Source organism: Exiguobacterium sp. s39 (assembly GCF_018618925.1).
GTDB classification, from domain to species: Bacteria; Bacillota; Bacilli; order Exiguobacteriales; family Exiguobacteriaceae; genus Exiguobacterium_A; species Exiguobacterium_A abrahamii.
Map to the genome: position 1 here is coordinate 1068032 of NZ_JACSNA010000001.1, position 20606 is coordinate 1088637.

The 20606-nt window shown below is 45.4% G+C and carries 28 protein-coding genes and 1 pseudogene; 13 read left to right on the forward strand and 16 right to left on the reverse strand.

The annotated features are described in order from the left end of the window. Positions 1 to 13 precede the first annotated feature (13 nt). The 4 genes and pseudogenes from KNQ11_RS16780 to KNQ11_RS05750 all read right to left on the reverse strand — a co-directional run. Positions 14 to 424 (reverse strand): annotated as a pseudogene (locus KNQ11_RS16780) (HAD hydrolase-like protein); the annotation flags it as partial. Between the two features lie 51 nt (positions 425 to 475). Next, a complete protein-coding gene (locus KNQ11_RS16785) occupies positions 476 to 646 on the reverse strand; it encodes a hypothetical protein (protein ID WP_251139635.1) in 171 nt (56 codons plus the stop codon). After that, the gene (locus KNQ11_RS05745) at positions 643 to 1137 is read right to left on the reverse strand and encodes an AAA family ATPase (RefSeq protein ID WP_214770480.1); all 495 of its coding nucleotides are present in this window, start codon (positions 1135 to 1137) and stop codon (positions 643 to 645) included. Before KNQ11_RS05745 ends, KNQ11_RS16785 begins: the two co-directional genes overlap by 4 nt. Then, positions 1134 to 1946: an MBL fold metallo-hydrolase gene (locus KNQ11_RS05750; protein ID WP_214723442.1), complete on the reverse strand. Its 813-nt coding sequence runs from the start codon at positions 1944 to 1946 to the stop codon at positions 1134 to 1136. Before KNQ11_RS05750 ends, KNQ11_RS05745 begins: the two co-directional genes overlap by 4 nt. A gap of 129 nt (positions 1947 to 2075) precedes the next feature. Here KNQ11_RS05750 and KNQ11_RS05755 point away from each other — a divergent pair, with 129 nt between their 5' ends. After that, positions 2076 to 2459, forward strand: coding sequence for a VOC family protein (locus KNQ11_RS05755; protein ID WP_251139636.1), 384 nt, complete (start codon positions 2076 to 2078; stop codon positions 2457 to 2459). 44 nt (positions 2460 to 2503) lie between these two features. Here KNQ11_RS05755 and KNQ11_RS05760 read toward each other — a convergent pair whose 3' ends face one another. Then, on the reverse strand, positions 2504 to 2932 hold the full coding sequence (locus KNQ11_RS05760) for a hypothetical protein (RefSeq protein ID WP_058703992.1): 429 nt from the start codon (positions 2930 to 2932) through the stop codon (positions 2504 to 2506). A gap of 328 nt (positions 2933 to 3260) precedes the next feature. Next, on the reverse strand, positions 3261 to 3656 hold the full coding sequence (locus KNQ11_RS05765; protein WP_241492567.1) for an RrF2 family transcriptional regulator: 396 nt from the start codon (positions 3654 to 3656) through the stop codon (positions 3261 to 3263). 297 nt (positions 3657 to 3953) lie between these two features. On the opposite strand from KNQ11_RS05765, the gene KNQ11_RS05770 reads away from it, so the two are divergent. From KNQ11_RS05770 to KNQ11_RS05800, 7 genes are all read left to right on the forward strand, one after another. After that, positions 3954 to 6269, forward strand: a complete 2316-nt coding sequence (locus KNQ11_RS05770; RefSeq protein WP_149427519.1) for a HAMP domain-containing sensor histidine kinase — start codon at positions 3954 to 3956, stop codon at positions 6267 to 6269. Then, on the forward strand, positions 6259 to 6564 hold the full coding sequence (locus tag KNQ11_RS05775) for a hypothetical protein (RefSeq protein WP_133207422.1): 306 nt from the start codon (positions 6259 to 6261) through the stop codon (positions 6562 to 6564). Before KNQ11_RS05770 ends, KNQ11_RS05775 begins: the two co-directional genes overlap by 11 nt. Before the next feature lie 12 nt (positions 6565 to 6576). Then, positions 6577 to 7128: a cysteine hydrolase family protein gene (locus tag KNQ11_RS05780; RefSeq protein ID WP_149427520.1), complete on the forward strand. Its 552-nt coding sequence runs from the start codon at positions 6577 to 6579 to the stop codon at positions 7126 to 7128. A gap of 207 nt (positions 7129 to 7335) precedes the next feature. After that, the gene (locus KNQ11_RS05785; protein ID WP_058264888.1) at positions 7336 to 8217 is read left to right on the forward strand and encodes a manganese catalase; all 882 of its coding nucleotides are present in this window, start codon (positions 7336 to 7338) and stop codon (positions 8215 to 8217) included. A gap of 5 nt (positions 8218 to 8222) precedes the next feature. Next, positions 8223 to 8441: a hypothetical protein gene (locus KNQ11_RS05790; RefSeq protein WP_055968392.1), complete on the forward strand. Its 219-nt coding sequence runs from the start codon at positions 8223 to 8225 to the stop codon at positions 8439 to 8441. Next, positions 8434 to 8727, forward strand: coding sequence for a spore coat protein (locus KNQ11_RS05795; protein WP_029341888.1), 294 nt, complete (start codon positions 8434 to 8436; stop codon positions 8725 to 8727). The genes KNQ11_RS05790 and KNQ11_RS05795 overlap by 8 nt, the downstream gene beginning before the upstream one ends. A gap of 74 nt (positions 8728 to 8801) precedes the next feature. Beyond that, entirely contained in the window at positions 8802 to 9917 is a 1116-nt protein-coding gene (locus KNQ11_RS05800) for a hypothetical protein (RefSeq protein WP_055968393.1), read from the forward strand. A 42-nt stretch (positions 9918 to 9959) separates the two neighbouring features. On the opposite strand, the gene KNQ11_RS05805 is transcribed toward KNQ11_RS05800, so the two are convergent. Further along, positions 9960 to 10349 (reverse strand): thiol-disulfide oxidoreductase DCC family protein, encoded by a 390-nt coding sequence (locus KNQ11_RS05805; protein WP_055968395.1) that lies wholly within the window; start codon positions 10347 to 10349, stop codon positions 9960 to 9962. 202 nt (positions 10350 to 10551) lie between these two features. Between KNQ11_RS05805 and KNQ11_RS05810 the strand changes: the two genes are divergently transcribed. Continuing rightward, entirely contained in the window at positions 10552 to 11295 is a 744-nt protein-coding gene (locus tag KNQ11_RS05810) for an SDR family oxidoreductase (RefSeq protein WP_214770483.1), read from the forward strand. Positions 11296 to 11350: 55 nt separating this feature from the next. Here the strand turns inward: KNQ11_RS05810 and KNQ11_RS05815 are convergent, their stop codons facing one another. Genes KNQ11_RS05815 through KNQ11_RS05830 form a run of 4 tightly spaced genes read right to left on the reverse strand, consistent with a single transcriptional unit; the run spans position 11351 to position 13089 of the window. Next, positions 11351 to 11809, reverse strand: coding sequence for an NUDIX hydrolase (locus KNQ11_RS05815; protein WP_214770486.1), 459 nt, complete (start codon positions 11807 to 11809; stop codon positions 11351 to 11353). Then, positions 11781 to 12506, reverse strand: a complete 726-nt coding sequence (locus tag KNQ11_RS05820; protein ID WP_214770489.1) for an alpha/beta fold hydrolase — start codon at positions 12504 to 12506, stop codon at positions 11781 to 11783. Before KNQ11_RS05820 ends, KNQ11_RS05815 begins: the two co-directional genes overlap by 29 nt. Then, complete coding sequence (locus KNQ11_RS05825) at positions 12496 to 12909, reverse strand: RDD family protein (protein ID WP_214770493.1); 414 nt, start codon at positions 12907 to 12909, stop codon at positions 12496 to 12498. Before KNQ11_RS05825 ends, KNQ11_RS05820 begins: the two co-directional genes overlap by 11 nt. 12 nt (positions 12910 to 12921) lie before the next feature. Then, complete coding sequence (locus tag KNQ11_RS05830) at positions 12922 to 13089, reverse strand: hypothetical protein (RefSeq protein ID WP_156323149.1); 168 nt, start codon at positions 13087 to 13089, stop codon at positions 12922 to 12924. 125 nt (positions 13090 to 13214) lie between these two features. Here KNQ11_RS05830 and KNQ11_RS05835 point away from each other — a divergent pair, with 125 nt between their 5' ends. Together KNQ11_RS05835 and KNQ11_RS05840 are read left to right on the forward strand one after the other, a co-directional pair. Continuing rightward, positions 13215 to 13361 carry a hypothetical protein gene (locus KNQ11_RS05835; protein WP_214770496.1) on the forward strand — a complete coding sequence of 49 codons (147 nt, stop codon included), beginning with the start codon at positions 13215 to 13217 and terminating at the stop codon, positions 13359 to 13361. Then, the gene (locus tag KNQ11_RS05840) at positions 13324 to 14136 is read left to right on the forward strand and encodes a zinc-dependent alcohol dehydrogenase (protein ID WP_214770498.1); all 813 of its coding nucleotides are present in this window, start codon (positions 13324 to 13326) and stop codon (positions 14134 to 14136) included. Before KNQ11_RS05835 ends, KNQ11_RS05840 begins: the two co-directional genes overlap by 38 nt. Here the strand turns inward: KNQ11_RS05840 and KNQ11_RS05845 are convergent. Next, positions 14118 to 14714 (reverse strand): hypothetical protein, encoded by a 597-nt coding sequence (locus tag KNQ11_RS05845; RefSeq protein WP_214770501.1) that lies wholly within the window; start codon positions 14712 to 14714, stop codon positions 14118 to 14120. The genes KNQ11_RS05840 and KNQ11_RS05845 overlap by 19 nt on opposite strands. Next, positions 14715 to 15446 carry a DUF5694 domain-containing protein gene (locus KNQ11_RS05850; RefSeq protein ID WP_214770504.1) on the reverse strand — a complete coding sequence of 244 codons (732 nt, stop codon included), beginning with the start codon at positions 15444 to 15446 and terminating at the stop codon, positions 14715 to 14717. 109 nt (positions 15447 to 15555) lie between these two features. On the opposite strand from KNQ11_RS05850, the gene KNQ11_RS05855 reads away from it, so the two are divergent. Further along, the gene (locus KNQ11_RS05855) at positions 15556 to 15909 is read left to right on the forward strand and encodes a hypothetical protein (protein WP_214770508.1); all 354 of its coding nucleotides are present in this window, start codon (positions 15556 to 15558) and stop codon (positions 15907 to 15909) included. 129 nt (positions 15910 to 16038) lie between these two features. On the opposite strand, the gene KNQ11_RS05860 is transcribed toward KNQ11_RS05855, so the two are convergent. Further along, positions 16039 to 17391, reverse strand: a complete 1353-nt coding sequence (locus KNQ11_RS05860) for a phenylacetate--CoA ligase family protein (protein ID WP_214770511.1) — start codon at positions 17389 to 17391, stop codon at positions 16039 to 16041. A gap of 261 nt (positions 17392 to 17652) precedes the next feature. On the opposite strand from KNQ11_RS05860, the gene KNQ11_RS05865 reads away from it, so the two are divergent. Next, positions 17653 to 18423, forward strand: coding sequence for an AraC family transcriptional regulator (locus KNQ11_RS05865; RefSeq protein ID WP_353049813.1), 771 nt, complete (start codon positions 17653 to 17655; stop codon positions 18421 to 18423). A 55-nt stretch (positions 18424 to 18478) separates the two neighbouring features. Here KNQ11_RS05865 and KNQ11_RS05870 read toward each other — a convergent pair whose 3' ends face one another. Both KNQ11_RS05870 and KNQ11_RS05875 read right to left on the reverse strand, forming a co-directional pair. Beyond that, the gene (locus KNQ11_RS05870; RefSeq protein WP_023468514.1) at positions 18479 to 19828 is read right to left on the reverse strand and encodes a phenylacetate--CoA ligase family protein; all 1350 of its coding nucleotides are present in this window, start codon (positions 19826 to 19828) and stop codon (positions 18479 to 18481) included. Positions 19829 to 20073: 245 nt separating this feature from the next. Further along, the gene (locus KNQ11_RS05875) at positions 20074 to 20463 is read right to left on the reverse strand and encodes a hypothetical protein (protein ID WP_035397030.1); all 390 of its coding nucleotides are present in this window, start codon (positions 20461 to 20463) and stop codon (positions 20074 to 20076) included. Between the last annotated feature and the right edge of the window lie 143 nt (positions 20464 to 20606).

Genomic DNA, 20606 nt, shown 5'->3' on the forward strand with positions numbered 1-20606 from the left:
AAGACGGCTCTTTTTAGTAGACAGCACTCAACTCTTTTACGACGCGGTCCGCGACTGCGAGTTCCTGCTCTTGTGCAAAATCGAACTGACAACCGATCGCAGCGAGCCCGTTCGCATGCGCCGCTTTGAAATCAGATAAGCGGTCACCGACAACGTAGCCTGACGAGATATCGTGCATCTTACAAATCTCCCGTACGAGTGCTGATTTATCACCGGAACGAATGTCTTCAATGCTATAGACATGATCGATATACGCTTCAAGTCCATACGTCGTCACGATTGCTGACAAGTAGGATGGCCACCCATTACTGGCGATATAGACGGAGTGACCCGCTTGTTTCAAACGAGCGAGCAACTCGACCGTTCCTGGATATAAGCGACCGTGCCCCGCCTTGACTGCCTGCTCTATGCTACGTCGAAACTTTTGATCCGCAGCCTGTTGGTCTGTGGCTGAAAAGTCCGGTAGTAACGTCTGTCAGACTTCCGGTAACGAGACGCCCATGATCTGCTGATAGAGGGCGACTGGCGTCTCTCCCTCCCAGCGTCCCGTTTGACGCAACTCTTGAAAGACCTCTTCTAGCGCATGCGACAGCACGGCATTCGTTTGAAACAACGTTCCATCCATGTCAAAAATGTAGTGTGTCATTCGCTCTCCCCTTTTTGCTCTTGATTTATCATTTGAATCACGGATTCTATCGATCTATCCTCAGCAATTAGACGATCTGTCGGGCGGTGATCCCGATCAATCCACCAGCGTTTCATATCCGTCACAGAAAACTCCGTGGGCTGGCGCATTTCATGGCGACGGACCGTTTCTTCGAAGGAGACGTCAAAATAATACGCCGCGTATCGTGAAGTAAAGCGTCGTTCCAACCGGTCAATCATCTCACCGTACCAGTCCTGTGCGAGAATTCCTTCCAGCAGAATCGTCGCGTGGCGTCCGTCAGCAAGTCCGATCAACTCTTCGATCCAGCGAATCGCCGGATTTCCTGGTCCATCTTTTACGTTCAACATCTCCCTGCGGATGACATCTTGCGAGAATAAGATGCTATCCGGTAAGACCAATCGTAACGCTTTTGCAAGCGTCGTTTTTCCACTACCAGAATTCCCGCGAATGACGATCAAGCGCGACTTCATGTCGTGAACCAGTCCCCGTTCAAGGCAGCAATGTACCGCTCTGCAGAGCGTGCTACTGCTTCAGACGCGCCGGTTTCGATTTTCCGATGAAAGGCGTCATATAATTTTTCAAAGTGAAGCGGACGTAACGTTTCTGCCATTCGCGCGACCGTCTTTGCCGGAAGCGGAATCACATTCGGATAGCTGTACATAAAACTGACCCATGCCCGATCGGCAACGATCCGAATGATGTCCCCTGTCAACAATATCCCCGCCGATGCGTCTTTTCGTTCACAGATGACTGCTCCTTTGAAGTGACCACCGACGCGATGTAACATCACATCTTCCGCCAATTCCAAGCGTTCACCACTCCAGAAGACGATGCGTTCGCTTGGTCGCGTCACGAACGATGCATCATCTTCATGAATATAGATCGGCACGTCAAAAGTCTCCGCCCATTCGACTTGTGTCGCGTAATAATGCGGATGTGATAAAGCAATCGCCTGAATTCCGCCTAATTTCTCAAGTTGCTCTTTCGTTGTTGAATCAAGATATGTAATGCAGTCCCATAACAAGTTGAACGATTTTCCTTGGACAAGATACGCCGTCTGACCGATACCGAACGCCGGTGTCGTCTGAATCGCATAGACGCCTGCTCCGTCGTCACTAATGACGTTTTGATATGTTCCTGACGTTTGCATGGCAGCGAGCGTCGTCCACGTTTGACCAGTTGGATTGACATACTGTCGTTCCTCTAAGCAAATCGGACACGTTTCACGTTGCGGATTAATTTGTTCGACACCACACGTCGTACAAATGATGGTTTCCATATTATCATTCCTTTCCCATTCGTAAATGATTTTCCTGATATATCATACCATATTCCATTTATAGGGATTGAAGGAATTAAGAGGTGGTTATCGAAAGGAACATGTATGAAAACAAAGGAGGAGATGCTCATGTCAATTTCGACCCACCTTATTGCGCCCCGCTTGAACGCTGTCTTTTTGCATGTTCAGGATGTGAAATGTGCCGCCTCTTGGTATCATCAGTTACTACAGCTCCCGTTTGATGCATCGCGCGTCTCGTCACCTGTTTATAATCTCCCACTCGAAGGTCCAACGAGTTTGACGCTTGATGATCATTCGAATGACGCAACGTACCAACATCATCCCTCCCCTCATGCCTTATTTAATTTTTATACGACGGACATCGATGCCTCCTATCAGTTCGTCTTATCACTACAAGCACCCATCATTCGTGACATCGAACGTTTCGATAATTTTGCTTACTTTACGTTTGCAGATCCCGACGGCAACGTCTTGATGCTCTGTACAGGGTAAGACAAAAGCAGGCCGAACCACTGATGTGGCTCGACCTGCTTTGTTTAATAAGACGTTCGATCATCATTTATGACGCTTTGAAAACGTTCTGTGAACCGATTGATCGCCTCTTCAGTATCAAGAATGCCAGAAAACCAGATCTTTTTGTCTTCCGAAAATATAAGATGCAATGACCCTTCTATTGTAGACTCCACATTAAGTGTAGCAATCGTATCTGACTTCAATAATGTCTTTTGTGATAGAGTGACCAGTTCATTTGTCAACGTTTCGCGTGTATCTTCTGACGTTTTTTCATGAAGAAGATCAACTGTTTTATGAAGCAATACGGCTTTTGAGACACGCGATAAATTCAACTCACGAATTTCAAAAATGTAGGCGTCCTCATATTCATGATGACGCTGGACGATGAATCGTGGAGAATGCACTAAGTGTTGAATGAAGTGAACGAACATTTCGATGGTCATTTCGGACATACCGAAACCCTCCCTTTTACGTGGATCAATGGACGAATGCCTTTAATCCTTTATCTGAATGGACAGTAAGAGTCCTGTATAAAAATCAAGCAGGTGAATTGGAAATATCCCCTCCTTCCTGTAAAGTTATACCACAAAAACAAGTACAAAGTGTACATGTTTTTGTTTCAAAATTAAGATTCGAATAGCGTCCGAATCTTGTTTATAGTAACATAAAAGATACTAGTTTTAATCATAATTAACATGATGATCTGATAAAAATCTGCATGACTGGAATATGTACACGGATAAAGAGTCAGAGATCATCTATCCCTCTCTGACTCTTTCTTCAGTCGTTCATCGTCGGCGCGATTAAATCTTGTAACGTGTATGCCTGCAACGCGTCCGTAAAGGACATGAATGCTTGATCGAACGCTTGACGTGTGTTTTGCAAACTACCATTTTTATTGGGAACGGTCACATTTTCAAGATAGGATACTTCTTCAAATAAATGAACGATTTCTCCTAACGTAATCGTCTCTGGCGATTTCGCTAATTTGAATCCACCATTACGACCTTGTACGGAAATGATGAGACCAAACTTGCTCAATGAATGGACAATCTTCATCAAATGATTTTTAGAAATATCATAATGGGTTGCCACTTCTTGAATTTGTACGAGCCGATTCGGATGCGACGCTGCGAAAATAAGCACACGAATGGCATAGTCCGTAGAGCGAGTCATCTTCATCCATTTCACCTTCTTTTTCTTTCCTTTATATAAACATAGTACAGAAGCTTACTCATTTTCACAATCAATAGTATGGCTTGAAGTGTTATGTCGAGTGATTTTGCACATATGTATATCGTTTATCTTAAAGGATATGAAGTGTCAAAATCTAGGGATTTTTTCGGAAAAAGGCAAAATGATATTTTAATCGATGAAGCAATTCATGCAGAATGTTTAATGTCTATGATAAGATTTCTTTAAACATGTATTTTTATTGTTTGTTTATATATCTTTTTAGAAAGAGGTCTAGTCATGAAGTGGCTTTCATCAAGTCTGTTCCATCGATTTTATATCCTATTGTTTTCGAATTTCTTGATTTTTGCAAGCATCGGCGTCTTAACATTCTACTTTGCTCAAAAAGAGCTGGAGCAACACCGAACTTCATCACAGAAGATCACATCACAAAAAACGCAAGCTCGCACACTATGGAATGAAGCACAACAAGTCAATCTTCAAGTCCAACAAATCGACTTTAATGATCAAACCGATCTTAAGCAGGTCAATCAGCGGTTGGAACGCTTACAACAACACGTTCAATCATTTAATCAACGTTATTCAGATCCATCAGACGAACGCTTTACGCGTCAACTTGTTCAATTTTCAAGATTTTTAGAACTGGAACTCACCTTACAAGTACTCACGGATAATCAAAAGCTGGTTCAACAATCTGACTCCGCTATCAATGACTACTTTCGATTGATTCATAATGAAGAGCGAAAAGCACAACAATCACTACAACAAAGAACCGTTGAAGTTTTACGCTACGCCTTTGGTGTGATGATCATTGCTTTTTGCCTTCTCAGTTACTTGATTTTAAGACTTGTGCGGTCTTTTCGAACGGACTTACTTGACCTCGTCGATCAAACGAAACACCCTGACCGATTGGAGCAGAACGATTTTCAGAACCGTCACGATGAGATTGGTACACTTGGGCGATCGATGCAACAAATGACAACGTTGCTCGCCTTTGAACACCAGCAAACGCAAGCTGTCAATTCACAACTCCAAGAGTCTTTCTATCAACAAAAAATAATTGAGCGACAACTTCAATTTCAAAACCAGTTAGCTACTCAAATTTTACGTCATCAATCAATGACAGGTCTTCACACGTGGCTACAAGCAATCGGTAGTCATTTTCGGGCGACGCATATCTTTTTTTCACCACAGTCGGAAAGTTTTGAAGCTGTCCATATCGCACTATCAGACGAACCGACTTATGACCAAGAACGGCTAGAGTTAGAAGCCAAGACCGAGCTAGATACATCGATCCATCTAATTGAGGAAGAACAATTGACGTTGTGTGCTCTCCCATTACACAGTCCGTCAAAATTCATCGGTACATTGACGTTACAATTTCATCATCGTTTCACCGAGACTATCGCACTTCAGAAAACGACACATTTATTGAATATCGGGTTGATGCGGTTGCTTGATGACATCCGTATAAAAGATCACCATCAATTAATTCAACGCATTTTAAATGGTCTTCGAGAAGCTATATTGTTCGTCGATGTGACGAACACAAATATCTTTACGAATCACATGTTCCATCAATTGTTCCCGAACTGGTCACCATCTGAAAAACAATCTGAAAACTTAGCATTCGTTATCGAAGCCTTCGAACCGTTGATTCTCGAAACAGATGCGTTGCATGTATATGTCGAACAAATCAAAGCAGGCTTCGAGCATGCATCAATCGTTCCGGCTCAGGATTTCTCAATGCCAGATGATCGTCATGTACGACTTTACACAGAATTTTTGCCCGATCGTCAAGGTATTTTATTTGTTTTTCGTGAACGCACAATTGAAGTCAACCATGCTAAAAAAGAGCAAAACTTCATTTCGGTTTTATCTCATGAGCTACGAACGCCGCTTGCCTCCATTGAAGGGTTTAGCGAACTGATGTTACACCGGACATTGTCTCCTTCAAAGCAGCGCAAATACTTAGAGACCGTGCGAAGTGAGACGCAGCGACTCAGCCAATTATTAACCGAATTCCTAGATTATCAGCGACTTAGTCATCAAAAAGAATCCTATCATTTGGTATCATTTTGTATTGAACGTATGCTCATTGAGTTAACCGAGTGGTTGAACGTTTCGACATCGACGCATCATTTACAAATCCAAACCGACGGACCTTGTCTGATCACGGCTGACCAAGAAAAAATCCGGAGAGTCTTATTAAACATCTTGAATAATGCGATAAAATATTCTCCCGTTGATTCAAATATCCAAGTCTCGCTAGCGTGCTGTGAATCTGAAATCGTCATCACCATTAGCGATGAGGGATATGGTATCCCAACTCAAGATCTTCCCTATCTGTTTGATCCCTATTACCGCGTCGAACAGGCAGACCACCTTCAAGTTCAAGGAACAGGTCTCGGTTTACCGATTTGTAAGGAAATCATTGAGGCACATGGCGGACGTATCACCGTTCATTCAGAAATCGGAAAGGGATCCGACTTTTTTATCCGTTTACCTCGTGATGAAGAGTGGAACACAACCAATAACATGTATAAGAACAGTATGAATAATCTACAACTAGGAAGTGAAGAACGTGGAAGCTGATTTAAATCAAATCGTTCGCTGTTTGAATCAAGATTTTAAACAGCAAAAAACTGTCTTCAGTGCAATGGCATTGAAAGAGACCAACCCCTGCATCGTCTTGATGGAAGATCACCGCAAAAGACTGCTGAATGACGCTTTATATCAATACCCAGATTTCATCGCAGAGTTGGAATCCCTCATCTATCGTTGTTTAATTGATGTCCGGGGAGCCCGTGAATCAGCCTCCCCTTCTGAGATTTTTATCTCTAAAGCCCAGCTCTATTCACCTTATCATTATTTAATCACTTTTTTATGAGAGGAGTCCGCCATGACTGTTCAAGAAAATACAGCATTGTTGATCATCGATGTCATCAATAAGATGGATTTTGAAGGAGCTGAGCAGTTATTGCAACAAACGCTCCCTGTCCTTGAACCACTCTCAAAATTAAAACAACATTGTAAACGTCAAAACATCCCGGTGATTTACGTCAATGACAATTTTGGTCTTTGGCAGGAAAATGTCAATCAAATCATAGATGAGTGCCGCGGTGGTCTTGGAGATGTACTCATCGAGACAATGCACCCAGAAGAGAACGATTACTTCATCATCAAGCCAAAACATTCAGGTTTTTTCGGGACCCAACTTGATATTTTATTAAAGCATTTGGATGTCTCACGTCTTATCATCACCGGTCTAACGACGGATATGTGTATCTTATTTACTGCAAACGATGCCTACATGCGAGAATATGCCATTCATGTTCCTGCAGACTGTACGGCAGCAGAAACCGCCGTTGCAAAAGATCATGCTTTAGAAATTCTCAGTTCGACATTAGCTCTTGATTGCTCCTCAAGTTTAAGCTTGATGGAGGGGGAATGACGATATTGCATTATTTTTTTGAAACGTTTAAAACTGCATACGAAATACTGCCTTGGCACTATCCCAAACTTGTTCATAAATCATTCTTTGATTGAACGTTCACCTCAGCATATCGAAAAATAAGGTAAACAGGTTTGAAAGGAACCGATTAAGGTATATAACATGTGTAAGTCATATATGTTTAAAACTTAAAAGGGGGTTCTTTTCATGTTTCGCCATCAAAAAGAATTACAATTCGAAGTCAAGGTTGATCGACCCGATCCAAAACTCGCTCGGGCCGTGCAAGAGGTACTCGGTGGACAATTCGGTGAGATGACGGTCATGATGCAATATCTTTTCCAAGGCTTCAATTGTCGAGGTGAAGAAAAGTACAAGGATATGCTGATGGATATCGGGACGGAAGAAATCGGGCACGTTGAAATGCTATGTTCCCTCATTTCTCAATTGCTCGACGGGGCGTCACCGGATGATCAGGCAGAAGCTGCCAAAGATCCAGCGACGGCAGCAATTCTCGGGGGTATGAATCCACAGCATCTTTTAGTTAGCGGTCTCGGTGGACTGCCATCAAACGCAAACGGCATTCCGTGGAACGGATCCTATATCGTCGCGAGCGGTAACTTATTGGCAGATATGCGCTCGAACCTACATGCTGAATCACAAGGTCGACTTCAAGTCGCCCGTCTCTATCATATGACGACGGATGAAGGCGTGCGTGCTACATTCCGTAAGATGCTCGCTCGCGATCGTTATCACCAGTATCAATGGATGGCTGCGATCGAAGAGCTGGAAACGAAAAACGGCGTCGTCGTGCCTGCTACTTTCGCACCGGAAGATGAGATGGAAGCGCAACCGCATGCTTATGAGTTCTGGGACCTATCGGAAGGAACAGCTTCAAAAGAAGGTCGCTGGGCTCAAGGGGAAGCACAAGATGGCACCGGTGAATTCGTTCATCTAGAAAACCCTGCACCACAAGGAAATATTCCGAATATGAAGGTACCAGCACACAAACTTCACCACGACCTAGCAGAAAAAACAGGAATGCAAAACGTTAAAGATACTGTCAAACGGATGTTACATGATAAGGAGTGAGACCGATGGCTAAATCACCACTTGCAATCCATGAAACACTCGAAATCCATGAAATCATGACGATGAAACAAGCCTGTCTCGTTAAAGCTGTTGCTGTTCGTTCTTTTGTTAAAGATGAGACGCTTGAAAAATTGATTGCTCAAGACATCAAAGATAGCGAACAAGCATTAAACGATTTACAAAAGCTATTGGCAGATCATGAAGGAGGCGGTTCTCATGAATGAAGCTCTCCAATCCATCAACCGTCCTAGTAAAAAACGCGACGAGTTGATTGCGACAGACTTCTTGATCAGCAGCAAATCACTTGTCCGTGCTTATGCTGTCGCAATTACGGAAACGGCTTCTCCTGATGTGCGGAAAGTCTTGACCGAACAACTGAATAAAGCCATTCAGACTCACGCTGCGATCGCCGGATACATGATTGATCACGATATGTATCACGCGCATGACTTGAAAAAACAATTAAAACACGATCAAGAAAAGCTAGAGGTCGCAAAAGGATTACTATGACGTTTCCCCTTCCCTTCTGATCCTGAAGCGGAAGGGGTTTTCTTTCATAATTCGTGTAAGGAGCGATCAGTCCCATGATTGACATCAATCACATTCAAATCAAACAAAGCGGAGAAACCGTTTGTCTCACCTGGAAAGGAACAAGTAACGTCCGACTCTTCTTAAACGGTATACCTTGTTTCATTCAGAACTCGAATACCTATCAAACGGATGTACTCCCTTTATATGAGCCTTTGTCGTTCGAACTGATTGATTCAGATTCGAAGACACGTATCGTCACGGCTCTTGTTTCAAGTACGGATGATTTGTTCTGGAACCGAAAAGTGACTGTCCTGATTCAACAAAATCATGCTGTCCGACTATTATGGGGTGAAATTCCAGAGGTATCGCATTATTCGATATTTCAAGATAAGCATCGATTAGGTCAAACTACAACACCCGAATGGAAAGGAACGATTGACCCTGAACAGTTTACACGTTTCGAAATCCGGATGTTACGTCCCATTTCTAGAAAATCGATGCCGTTCGCACGTATTATCGAGACGTTCGCCCGCGTTACGAATCAGATAAAACAAGAACAAGACCGAGAACGGGAATTTGAACAATTCGTGCTCTATTTTTCTTTGTACCCGCTATCCGCTTCACATACGAAGGTTTCTTCATACCGATTGCGTGTACTAACGTTCATTGCTCCTCCGATTCTCATGAACCCGAATCCGTTTTCTCCGCATCGTTATTTCGAAGGCGATGCGCGACAATATTCGCCTTTTTCTAAAGAGTATCGTACCTTTACAGAGGTCCTGACATGTAATGGTGAAACCACTCATCAACTATCAAAACAAGCAAATCCTACTCGCTCTTTTGATGCTCGTCATCAGTTATATCGAGAAGATGTCGCTTCGACACAGCAAGTCTATTTATCACATCAATCACCAACTCGATATACGCTTCATCATTCTGTTGGTAATCCGCTCGTCGTCTCACCAAACATCGACTACGAAATAACGGTGACACACCGTTCAAATCTTTGGCGTATCGCAGGAACACACCTCCAATCACCGCATCATGAAGTGTATCTGGATGAGGGAGACGATTGTTTTGAAACAATCCACCAAGCCCATGATTTAGGATTAAGTTTCCTCGGCGATCCATTGCCAAGTTGTCACTGGTTGCATGTGACCAACCAATGAACAGAAAGAAAACCGCGACCGATTCGTCGCGGTTTTTCATCTTTAGTCGTGAAATCGAGCTCGCGTCTCCGGAGACGGTAACGCGCACTGCTGCTTTTGTCCAAACCAGCGATGACGGTTGTTTGCAACGAAATCATAGACGCGATCTCGAAGTGAACGTGGAACAATCTGAAACACACTCAACAGACGCCATCCACCTTTTAAATGACGGGCAATCCGTAACGCTGCATCTGATTTGATATAGGGTACACCCCGGTCAATCACAACGACACTGTCGATCGTTTCCGGAAGATGATGACGACGGACGATTTCTTGTCCTGTTTCCCCTTGCAACGAAGCAAAATCATGATATCCTTTGTCTCGTTTCAAAATGAACTGAACACTCGCGTCACAGAGATTACATTCTCCGTCGAATAAGACGATTGCTTTCATGATCGATTCATCCTTCCCCACCTGTTTAACGAATAATTTCGTACACTTTTTCTTTACCACATTTCAAGTCAAAACATGCATTTAATCAGTATGTTAAATCATGATAACGCTTCCGTTCATTGTCTTTCTTACGCTATACTGTTTTTGTAAACATTTGGAACCATTCATTTATTTGAATGTATCTATGTAAAGGAGCGTACATATGACGAAACGACCGATTGCCATCGTGACCGGTGCCAGTCAGACACGCGACATCGGAGCTGCGATTTGCCGCCAGCTTGCCTCGTCCGGACATGACCTGGTCTTTACTTATTTTAAAGCAACAGCGGATTGGGCGGCTAGTTTTACGACCGAACTCGAAAATCAAGGTGCCCGCGTCCTTGCGATCGAGCTAGATTTAGGTCAAGCAGATGCTGCTGACGATTTATTCAATCAGGTAGAAGACTTTGGAACACCAAGCATCCTGATCAACAACGCTGCCCATTCGACGATGACGGATTGGAAAACACTTGATGCAGCCAGTCTTGATCAACACTATGCCGTCAATCTCCGGGCACCGTTGTTGCTCGCGACACGTTTCACGAAACGATTCGCTGAAGCACATCTAACGTCCGGTCGTATCATTCAACTGACGTCCGGACAAGATCTCAGTCCGATGCCTGACGAGATTGCTTACGCTACGACAAAAGGTGCCTTGTCGACGTTTACGAAGACTTACGCGGCAGCCGTGGCACCGCTTGGCATCACCGTCAATGCTGTCAATCCGGGTCCGACAGACTCGACTTGGATGGATGAAGCAACCCGGACGGCGCTTAAACCTAGTTTTCCGTTCGGGCGAATCGGTGCGCCGGAAGACGTCGCACGATTGATCCAATTCCTCGTCAGTCCTGACGGTGGCTGGGTGACCGGGCAAGTCATCCATTCCGAAGGTGGCTTTGAACGCTGAATATGTCGCATGTAAAAACATCCCTCTGACGTGAAAATCAGAAGGATGTTTTGCATTATCGAAAGACCGGACCCGTTTCCGTCAAAAAATCGTTCCAGGCTGTTTGATGCAGTTCGCTATAGAGTTCTGGCATTTGGTCTCTTTCAAAAAAAGCAACGTCGAGTGATTCATCGGAATCAATCGTCAATTGACCCCCATTGATTCGGCAAACGAAAAAATGGACGATCGGCTGAGCGACATCCCCGTTCGGATACATCTCTTCGTACTTCGAATAGACACCACTCAAACGTTCAATCCTGACATGAAAACCGGTCTCTTCAAAAATCTCACGCTGTGCGGCTTCAACGAGCGACTCTCCCAGTTCCAGTGCGCCGCCGGGAAAGCCCCATGCTTGTTGCTCCCGCCGTTTTTGAAGAAGAATGCGCCCCTTCTTGTCAAAGACAATCCCACCGGCAAAGTTCAACATCACTTTTTCTTGACCGACCTTAGTGCGAAGAAAACGTATGTAGTCCATCTGTCGCCCCTTGAAGTTTGACGTGCTTCAGCCAGGCGATTAGTTGCTTGATCATCGCATCGGTCACGGTATGATTGACACCCGGAAAAACGTCTAATACAGTCGTTTGCGCCATCCCCGCTCGAACAGCTGACGCGTGATAGAACTGTTGGATCGATAATGGAATGATGTCATCGGCATCCCCGTGCAGGAGCAATCGCGGACGCTCATCCATGACACTGATTGGATCAAGCTTCCATGGTACATCCGTCTCTTTGATAACAGGTCGCCCGTCGCGCGCGCGGAATAAGCGTTCTGCTTCAAGATAGGCACCGCCCCCATTGATCGCAACAAGTGCTTTAATCGGCAGACGCGCCATGATCCCGTGGGCAATGAACCCACCCATCGAGACGCCAACCGCCATCACATCGGAAACATGCCAGCCTGATTGTTCGATGATAGCTGTCGCTTCCGTAATCGATTGTTCGACGACCGTCCAAAAATAGGTCGTCGTTACTTCTGAATCAAACGGATGATCAAACGGTTTACGTTGATCATGCCGAAGGAGTTCCGGAATAAAGACATCGAATCCTTCTTCAGATAATTGTTCTGCAAACTCTAGATAAGAAACAGCCGTTCCGCCCCAACCATGATAGAGCAGAATGGCTCCCGTTGGTTGAGAGGCACGGACACTATGGACATGAAAATCAAGCTTCATTTTTTTGCTTCTCCTGGTTCAAGCGGACGATCGTTTTCGCGAAGTCATCCTCCGGTAATCGTTGTCCGTTCTTGAGAAACGGTTTCCAGTACGGTCGAATCTTAAATAGTGAGACCGTATCACGATAGACTGTTCGGCGGACGATTTGTTTCGTCGTCAATGGCAATCCGTTCTCGCTTTCAACCTGGATGCCGCAAATCTGCCCACCGATTGTTTTCCCGTTCAACAGTTTCAATTGCGCGACTTCTCCTAGAAAACTGATCGTCGGTTGTGTCACGACGGCGTGAACAACTTCTGACTTCACACGTCGTAACACCGTTTTTTCGATGACGACAGAAAGTCCGAAATAAACAGCTTGGTTGATGATATACGCACCGATTCGTCGTTTTGTCGTTGAATGCATGGATGGTCCTCCTTATACGTTGAAATAAACGACAGCGCCAAGTCCACTGACGGCAATCAAATAAAAGACGATTGCGAGTCGTTTGTTTGCGGCAGAAATATCCTTTCGGACGAGGATCTTACTATACCGAAACGTCAAAAATGCGAACACGAGCAATGCCAAAATTAATAATGGTGCCATTTGATTCCCCCCTCTTCTTTTTTATTCTACATCATTTCTGGTTTCGAATTGTTATATTTTACAAATAAAGTGGTATATGCTTAATCCATATATAATCAATCCAACAATGAAATGAGGTTTACATGTTGAACACTACAACAATTTGCTGTCTTGTTGAGTCGAAGACGCCTGGTTATCTTGTTCGTGAACTGCCGCCGCTTGGCATCTATGACGTCCACGTCCGCACCTTAGCCGGTGCCATCAGTATTGGTGCCGAACTTCCAATGGCTTGAACAAGATATGACCGAAACCAGCTATGACTATCCGCTCGAGACCGGATATGAAAGCTACGGCGAAGTGCTTGCAGTTGGTGACGCCGTCCAAATCGTCAAGCCCGGTGATCGGGTCGTCAGCTTCTATGGTCATCAAGATCAGGCGATCGTTCCTGTATCGAAGGTCATCCCGGTTCCTGCTCATATCTCACCGCGCGAAGCCCTACTGTTGATTCTGTCCTGTGACGCGGCAAAAGGCGTCCGAAAGCTAACATTGACACCCGACACAAGCGTCTTAGTTTCTGGAATGGGTACGATCGGTTTGCTGACGGTACATTACTTACGGCATTACGTCAACGTTCGTCAGATTGATATCCTCGAGCCGCTTACGTCCCGAGCGGAGTTAGCGCGTCAATTAGGTGCACGTGTTGTCACACCGGGTTCAAGTATGTATGACGCCGCCATCGAATGTTCCGGACGTCAAGCGGCCTTTGCCGAGCTTCAATCCGCTGTCCGTCCTCATGGTTCAATCTGCGTCTTATCGGACGGCAACCGGGAAGCCTTGGCGTTGACGCCCGCTTTTCACGCGAAAGAACTTCAGATCGTTGCATCGAGTGACGGCTGGGACTACCGCAAGCACGCAGACTGGCTCTTTGCAGACGAGCGTCACGCGACATTGCCCGCTTTGTTCGAACACGAGACTTCGTTTTCGAAGCTTGCCAGTTGCTTCGCTAGCTTAATGGAAACACCAGATCTCCCAATCAAAGTATTCGTTGATTATGAGCAGACGAGCTGAACACCGTTCGGATCCGTGCCTACGAGCGACGTATCGGAAAAGACTGCTTCTTGTAAGACGGTCTTCTCTCCGCGGACGGTTTGGATTTGTGAAATCGGTCGATCGAACAGTTTCGCTAAATCCGCCTCTAATCCTTCGCGTGGCGTCGCCAGAACGAGACGCTCAAGTGTCGTTCCATCAGTATCCGCAATCGCATCTTCATGGACTTGCAGTTCAATCCGTAATCCGTATGGTGTCTGTAAGAACGTCCGCCGCTCGTTCGCTTGGACCGTGAACGATAACGTTTCTGCGCGATCAAGAATCGTTTGCACGTCACCAGGCTGAATCAAAAATCCGATGTGATCGAAGCGAACCGTTTTTCCGAATCCGATCGTCACATTGACCGCTCCCCGTTTCATTTCAATGATTCGGAATAAAATTTGATCCGCTCGAAAATCATCCCATGATAGAGGTGGATTAAACGACGAAAATTCTCCGTCCTTCTTCCCGATACGCTGGGAAACGTGAAATCCGCGTGCCGTGTACCAGGCTTCTGTTTCTTCCAAATGTGGTGTCCAGATATGGTAGTGAAATAGCATTTACATACACTCCTTTTCGTTGTTCCAATCGTTCCACGTCATCACTTCGACTTGGTTCGATTCATTCAAGTACTGTCGTAATAACGGGAGGTGCGCAGCACCGTACAAACAGACGATTCGCTCGTTCGTCTGAGCGAGTTGCAGTAAACGATTTGTGATCTTTTGATTGCGGACTTGCCAGTAGCGTTCGATCCAAATCCGCCCGCTTTCCAGTCGTTCGATTTGATCATAGATTCTAGCCGACGCTGCAATCGTTTCTTCAGCGTGCAATCGGTCGAGCCATTCGGAGAAGGATAACTGCTCCATCGCGTGCTCTAACTGTTCTGTCCGCTTCATCTCAGCCGCGACGATCGTCTCAAAGGCTTCCGGATGATGTGAACGGACGATTCCTAAATCCGGTACGCCAGGTACGACTTCGTTCCAATCGACCCCATGGAGATGTGCTAATCCTGCCATCCGGGCTAAGCGAAAACCAATTTGTTGCCGTTCATTATCGGTTAAGTCGCTCTCGGATTGACAGGTTTCATATGTATGTTGCAAATCATTCATGCGTTCGGCTACCGTCTCAAGAGCAACGCCTGTCGGTCGAAATGCGTTCAATCGAGCAACGACTTCTTGGATTTCTCGTTGCCGTCGTTCTGATCTGACATCAAATATCGACGGACGAATCAGATCTCCATTGGCCGGGCGATCGAGATGGAACATGCCTAGCAGTAAAATCTGAGGTTTCATCTATCCCCCTCCTTTTCCTGATTTTACCTTATATTTGGTAAGGGAAGCGACTTTTACCTATCATGAATTTACGTTCCTATTCAACAAATACTCATATAAGGAGGTTCCGATGAAAAAGATATTCGTCATTGTGTTCATTGGATTTTTATTCGGATGCAGTCAAACCGGTACAGAGGACGAAGCTAGTTATGCCATGATCGTCATTGTGAATAACAAAGAGTATAACGGAACAGAAGCAGAATTGGATGCATCTAAGCAACAAGGAGAAAAAATTAGCACGATACTAAAGAAAACAAAAGCATATGAAATGCCCCAAGCGAACAGTCAATCGAATCTTTTTTCAGTCGGGTCCACCATCTATTCTGTTAAAGGAACAGAAGATTTTATCATCGTAAAAGACAAAGAAAATAAAAAATGGCTTTTACAAAAGGTAAGAGATATCAAAAACCATTTGAATCAATGAAGCACTTTAACACTTTTAACGTGGTGCATCTTTAGAAGTACTAACAGCGGAGATGTTTTGTACTTTTACACGAGGTATGGTGAGAAGAATTTAGAAAGGAGACAGATGGCGCCATCTGTCTCCTTTCTTTTATCCTGTTAAGCTTGATTTGACGAGCAAGATCTTACCACTTTCCTCAGCATCGATATAAGAAACGGCTTGCACATCGAGATGGATATCACGACCGAACAAACGGTACAGCCGTTCCATCAGAAGTCGTTCGTCTGATTGACTGAACCGCTCTGCGTCCGGAACGTAGTAAATCGATACGCTATCTGTCGTCATTTGGACATATTGAATACGTTCGATACTGTTTGGCAAATGTTTGACGAGACTCGACAGTTGCGCTTCAAAAATCTTTTGCCCATCCGGTTTTTGAATGAATGCCCGCCCCCTGCCGTCAATCGATTCGATGATTGGTCCCGGGTGACCACAGGAACAGGTGCGCTGACTGAGCGTCATCCGATCTCCGACCCGGTAGCGAATGAGGGGGGTCCCGTGTGTATCAAAACTCGTCACGAGAATCTCCCCGTCTGTATCGAGTTCGATGATCCCCATCTCATGATGCAGATGTTTTTGACCAAACCGGCATTCCGAAACGATTGGTGCCCCTTCAGACGATGCATATTGATCAAAGACTGGTCCGTGAAACACTTCTTCGATGACTTGGCGCTCTTCCGCGTCGATCCGTTCAGCCGTCGGAAAAATCGCAATCGGTTGACACGTCAAGCGGATCCCTTCTCGCTTCGCGAACCGGGCGAGCTCAATCATCGCTGACGGAAGACCATCGATCGTTTCTGGTTGAAAACGTTCGATGGCTTCAAGATACGCTGCCATCGTCCGTGGGGATAATCGTTTTACCGTGAACAAGAGCTGATTCGCCGCTCGATTCATTCGCCAATAGACGTCCACCTGTTGACGCTCGGGTACGAGATCCTGTGCCGTAAAGCTGATTCGTCGCATGCCACGGTAGACACCATGGGTCGCCTTGAAATAATCCAGATGGGCCATGCGAATTTGCATATCCGGTATCGTATATCGTACTTGCAGTGACGTGCCTGTCGTTCCGCCCGTTTTCCCTATGATTGGCGCAGCGACATCTGTTTGAATGTTCTCCATGTGCGTTCGTAATATTTCTTTTGATAGTACAGGAATATGTTTTAGTTCGGATAAGTCCGTTAAAGGTAGGCGAATGCCATGTGAAGCGAAGAGTTGACGGTAATAGGGACTGTGTTCCGTACAGAAGTGAAGGAAGTCATTTAAACGATCAAGTTGTTCCGCTTTGACGTCGATCGTCGTATGTTCTCGTTCGAGGAGCATCCGGAACCGTTCTTGATAGGCCGGTCCATAACGTTCGCGATGCAATTGATACCCATAGAGGGTTGTGAAGAGGTGCTGGAGAAATAGAGGAGAGCGATTGTAGATCTGCTCTTTGATACCCATGTCATCACGTCCTTTCGCAAGGGAAGTAACGGTTTCGATGTCTCTACGATAGCCGATGTACCTGACAAGAATATGACAAAAATAAGGGAACATGCATCCTGACAAATTACTATCGCCTTGGACAGGTCCGACGATCATCGCTCTATTATACTAAAAACAAGGAGGTGACAAGATGTGGCTCGAATCAATTCAACGCGTCATTGACTATATCGAAGATCATTTAGAAGATTCGCTCGATCTCAACTCAACGTTTTGACAAGGGTGGCGCAGATGCAAACGTATCCTTTACAACGGACGTTTTCGTTACTTGCGATGATGACCTTACCGGAATACATTCGGGGGCGACGTCTGACGCTCGCTGCCCAACAATTGACACAGACGGACGAAAAAATCATCGATCTCGCCTTACGTTTTGGTTATGAGACGCCGGAAGCTTTCACAAAAGCTTTCAAACGTCAGCATGGTTGTTCGCCAACGTTGATGCGAAGCGAGCGACGTCCGATTCACGCCTATAACCGCCTGAGCATTCAGGTGACCTTGAAGGGACTGGAGCAAATGGATTACCAACTCATCGAACGACCGGCTTTACAAATTTCAGGATGGCGAAAACATTTCCCGACGCAAGATGGTGCCCAACAACAACTGATTCCGTTGTTTTGGAATGATGTGAATCATTCTGGTCAAGATGCTACCTTGTTTAAACAAAATGACGGTCAGATTGAAGGTGTGATTGGTGTCTGCTCCAATTTCACCGAAGCATCGATGGATTATTGGATCGCGACGACGACAACGGAAGTTCTGCCCGGTCAGGAAACGATGACGATTCCGGCGAGTCTTTGGGCGACGTTTCCGGTCGTTGGTCCGATGCCGCATGCCATTCAAGAGATGTGGCAGCGTATCTATCAAGAGTGGATCCCATCGCATGGATATGATCCTCTACCTCACGCTGAACTCGAAGTTTATTCGGCAGGCGACCCGTCTGCCGCCGATTATCAATCTGCCATCTGGATTCCGGTGCGGCCACGCGACTGACAGTTTCAGGACATACGAAAAAGCGAGATCATCGGTGACCTCGCCTTTTCATGTGTCATGCATACTGTTGTTTAATCAGTAACGTTTTTCCACTGATTTCTTTCGGAATTTCGGGTACCGCGCGCATGACGACATTCAATTGTCCGTCAAACAGTCGGTCAAGAACGAAAAAGAGTTTCTTCTCATGTTCTTTCTCGAAGCATCGTTCATCCGGAACATATAATAAAACAATCTCATCCCGCGTCTCTTGAATGTATTGCACGCGTTCGATACAGTTCGGGAACGCTCGAACGATTCCCGCAAGTTCGCCTTCAAAGACACGGTGCCCGTTTCTGAGTTGAATGAAGCTTCTCCCCCGTCCGTCGATCGAAGCGATGATCGGACCTTGATGACCACAGGGACACGTTTCCTGACTAAGCGTCATCCGATCGCCAACGCGGTAACGGACAAGTGGTGTACCATGCGTATCGAAGCTCGTCACAAGGATTTCACCGTCCTCATCACGTTCAATGATTCCCATCTCATAATGTAAATGTTTTTTCCCATACGGACATTCGGCGACGATCGGCGCCCCTTCTGACGACGCATACTGATCATAGATTGGCGCATGGAAGACTTCTTCGACGAGCGTTCGTTCTTCTGCCGTCATCATCTCAGCCGTCGGGAAGATTGCTTTGGGACGAAACGTACAGGTCATCCCATATTTTTTAGCATATCGTGCGACTTCGATCATTCCTGAAGGCAAACCATCAATCGATTCCGGCTGAAACCGATTCAGTTGTTCGATGTATGCAGCGGCGGTTTTCGGATTGATGTTTTTGATCGAGAACAACATCTGATTGATGACTTTATTCGTCCGCCAATAAACCGGTGCCTTTTGTTGCGGGGAAGCAAGCGTTTGACCGGTAAAACTTGCACGGCGCATCCCTTGATCGACTCCATGGGTCCACTTGAAGAAGTCAAGATGTGCCATCCGGATTTGCATGTCTTCCTTTGTATAATGCACTTGAATCGATTTACCGGTCGTACCGCCCGTTTTTCCGAGAATCGGGGCATGGACGTGCGCATGGACGTCCTCATTTTGTTGGCGTAAGATTTCTTTCGTCAAAGGGGGAATCTGTTTTAGTTCGTCAATCGATTTTAGCGGGAGCTCTAGTGCAATGGTAGAAAACAATTCCTGATAGTATGGACTATGTGTTTGGCAAAAAGAAAGGAAGTCGTTTAATCGATGCAATTGTTCTGCTCGAACGTCATGCGGTCGTCCTAACTTCTGTTTCAGTTCTTGTAAACGTTGCTGATAGGCGGGACCGTATCGTTCATGGAACAGGCGACGTCCTTGTAAAGTCGTCAACAAGTTTTGGATGAAAATCGGTGAGTGAAAGTAGATCGATTCTTTGAGCTGCATGATGTCACTCCTTCCATAGTTAGACCACCTTTTACTGATACTTTCATCTTATTTCTAGTCGCCGCCCATCTCAATTAGTTCTTCGTGAATAAACTTAGCTTTTATTTTCATGGCGATTTATTTTAATGAACTCTGATTCACGAACATCTTCTTACCGATTCTTGAACTTACAACTTTTCTTCCCTCACAAAAAATCCGATTGATGAAGAGGAGTTTCTTCATCAATCGGATTCATACGAGTGGCATTACGATTTCGCACCTTTTTGTAGCATCTGACATCCGTATGCCCGCAATTTAATCGCTTCGAGTACGAGCGACATCTGTTGCTCATCCAATCGTTCAATCAGCTCGATGATCGTGATCGTCGTTCGTCCATTATACAATTGGACGATCAAGTGGATGATTGCTTCTAACGCTGGACTCGGATAGGGTTCAGCCAGAAATTCACGATCAAAAAACTCACCACTATCCGGAAAGAAGTAATCCGAGAACCGTTCGAGCACTTCTGGCTGTCCTGTCGCAAGGTACAGCATCGAGACCATCGCTGCATCTTCTCGTTGTTTCGGCTTTAATCGTCTCCACAACAGATCGAATCGTCGTTCATGTCCCTCTTGCATGAATTGTATCGTCTGCATGGTTGAAGCCCCCTTTGTTTTCATACTTCCTGTTGGTTCTTTTCCATATGTTACTATTCCCTATTCCATTCAACTGAATCGTCTCAGCATATCCTCTTGCGATTGAACCGACTCGATTGGGGGTACATTACAACAGATATAAG

Bases quoted from the DNA above. Each gene is read 5' to 3' on its own strand.
- KNQ11_RS05815 (WP_214770486.1), bottom strand. From the start codon at position 11,809: ATGGACTACATACGTTTTCTTCGCACTAAGGTCGGTCAAGAAAAAGTG.
- KNQ11_RS05785 (WP_058264888.1), top strand. From the start codon at position 7,336: ATGTTTCGCCATCAAAAAGAATTACAATTCGAAGTCAAGGTTGATCGA.
- KNQ11_RS05825 (WP_214770493.1), bottom strand. From the start codon at position 12,909: ATGCATTCAACGACAAAACGACGAATCGGTGCGTATATCATCAACCAA.
- KNQ11_RS05810 (WP_214770483.1), top strand. From the start codon at position 10,552: ATGACGAAACGACCGATTGCCATCGTGACCGGTGCCAGTCAGACACGC.
- KNQ11_RS05765 (WP_241492567.1), bottom strand. From the start codon at position 3,656: ATGACTCGCTCTACGGACTATGCCATTCGTGTGCTTATTTTCGCAGCG.
- KNQ11_RS05750 (WP_214723442.1), bottom strand. From the start codon at position 1,946: ATGGAAACCATCATTTGTACGACGTGTGGTGTCGAACAAATTAATCCG.
- KNQ11_RS05805 (WP_055968395.1), bottom strand. From the start codon at position 10,349: ATGAAAGCAATCGTCTTATTCGACGGAGAATGTAATCTCTGTGACGCG.
- KNQ11_RS05755 (WP_251139636.1), top strand. From the start codon at position 2,076: ATGTCAATTTCGACCCACCTTATTGCGCCCCGCTTGAACGCTGTCTTT.
- KNQ11_RS05770 (WP_149427519.1), top strand. From the start codon at position 3,954: ATGAAGTGGCTTTCATCAAGTCTGTTCCATCGATTTTATATCCTATTG.
- KNQ11_RS05800 (WP_055968393.1), top strand. From the start codon at position 8,802: ATGATTGACATCAATCACATTCAAATCAAACAAAGCGGAGAAACCGTT.
- KNQ11_RS05745 (WP_214770480.1), bottom strand. From the start codon at position 1,137: ATGAAGTCGCGCTTGATCGTCATTCGCGGGAATTCTGGTAGTGGAAAA.
- KNQ11_RS05845 (WP_214770501.1), bottom strand. From the start codon at position 14,714: ATGCTATTTCACTACCATATCTGGACACCACATTTGGAAGAAACAGAA.
- KNQ11_RS05870 (WP_023468514.1), bottom strand. From the start codon at position 19,828: ATGCAGCTCAAAGAATCGATCTACTTTCACTCACCGATTTTCATCCAA.
- KNQ11_RS05795 (WP_029341888.1), top strand. From the start codon at position 8,434: ATGAATGAAGCTCTCCAATCCATCAACCGTCCTAGTAAAAAACGCGAC.
- KNQ11_RS05790 (WP_055968392.1), top strand. From the start codon at position 8,223: ATGGCTAAATCACCACTTGCAATCCATGAAACACTCGAAATCCATGAA.
- KNQ11_RS05820 (WP_214770489.1), bottom strand. From the start codon at position 12,506: ATGAAGCTTGATTTTCATGTCCATAGTGTCCGTGCCTCTCAACCAACG.
- KNQ11_RS16785 (WP_251139635.1), bottom strand. From the start codon at position 646: ATGACACACTACATTTTTGACATGGATGGAACGTTGTTTCAAACGAAT.
- KNQ11_RS05760 (WP_058703992.1), bottom strand. From the start codon at position 2,932: ATGTCCGAAATGACCATCGAAATGTTCGTTCACTTCATTCAACACTTA.
- KNQ11_RS05780 (WP_149427520.1), top strand. From the start codon at position 6,577: ATGACTGTTCAAGAAAATACAGCATTGTTGATCATCGATGTCATCAAT.
- KNQ11_RS05855 (WP_214770508.1), top strand. From the start codon at position 15,556: ATGAAAAAGATATTCGTCATTGTGTTCATTGGATTTTTATTCGGATGC.
- KNQ11_RS05860 (WP_214770511.1), bottom strand. From the start codon at position 17,391: ATGGGTATCAAAGAGCAGATCTACAATCGCTCTCCTCTATTTCTCCAG.
- KNQ11_RS05850 (WP_214770504.1), bottom strand. From the start codon at position 15,446: ATGAAACCTCAGATTTTACTGCTAGGCATGTTCCATCTCGATCGCCCG.
- KNQ11_RS05875 (WP_035397030.1), bottom strand. From the start codon at position 20,463: ATGCAGACGATACAATTCATGCAAGAGGGACATGAACGACGATTCGAT.
- KNQ11_RS05830 (WP_156323149.1), bottom strand. From the start codon at position 13,089: ATGGCACCATTATTAATTTTGGCATTGCTCGTGTTCGCATTTTTGACG.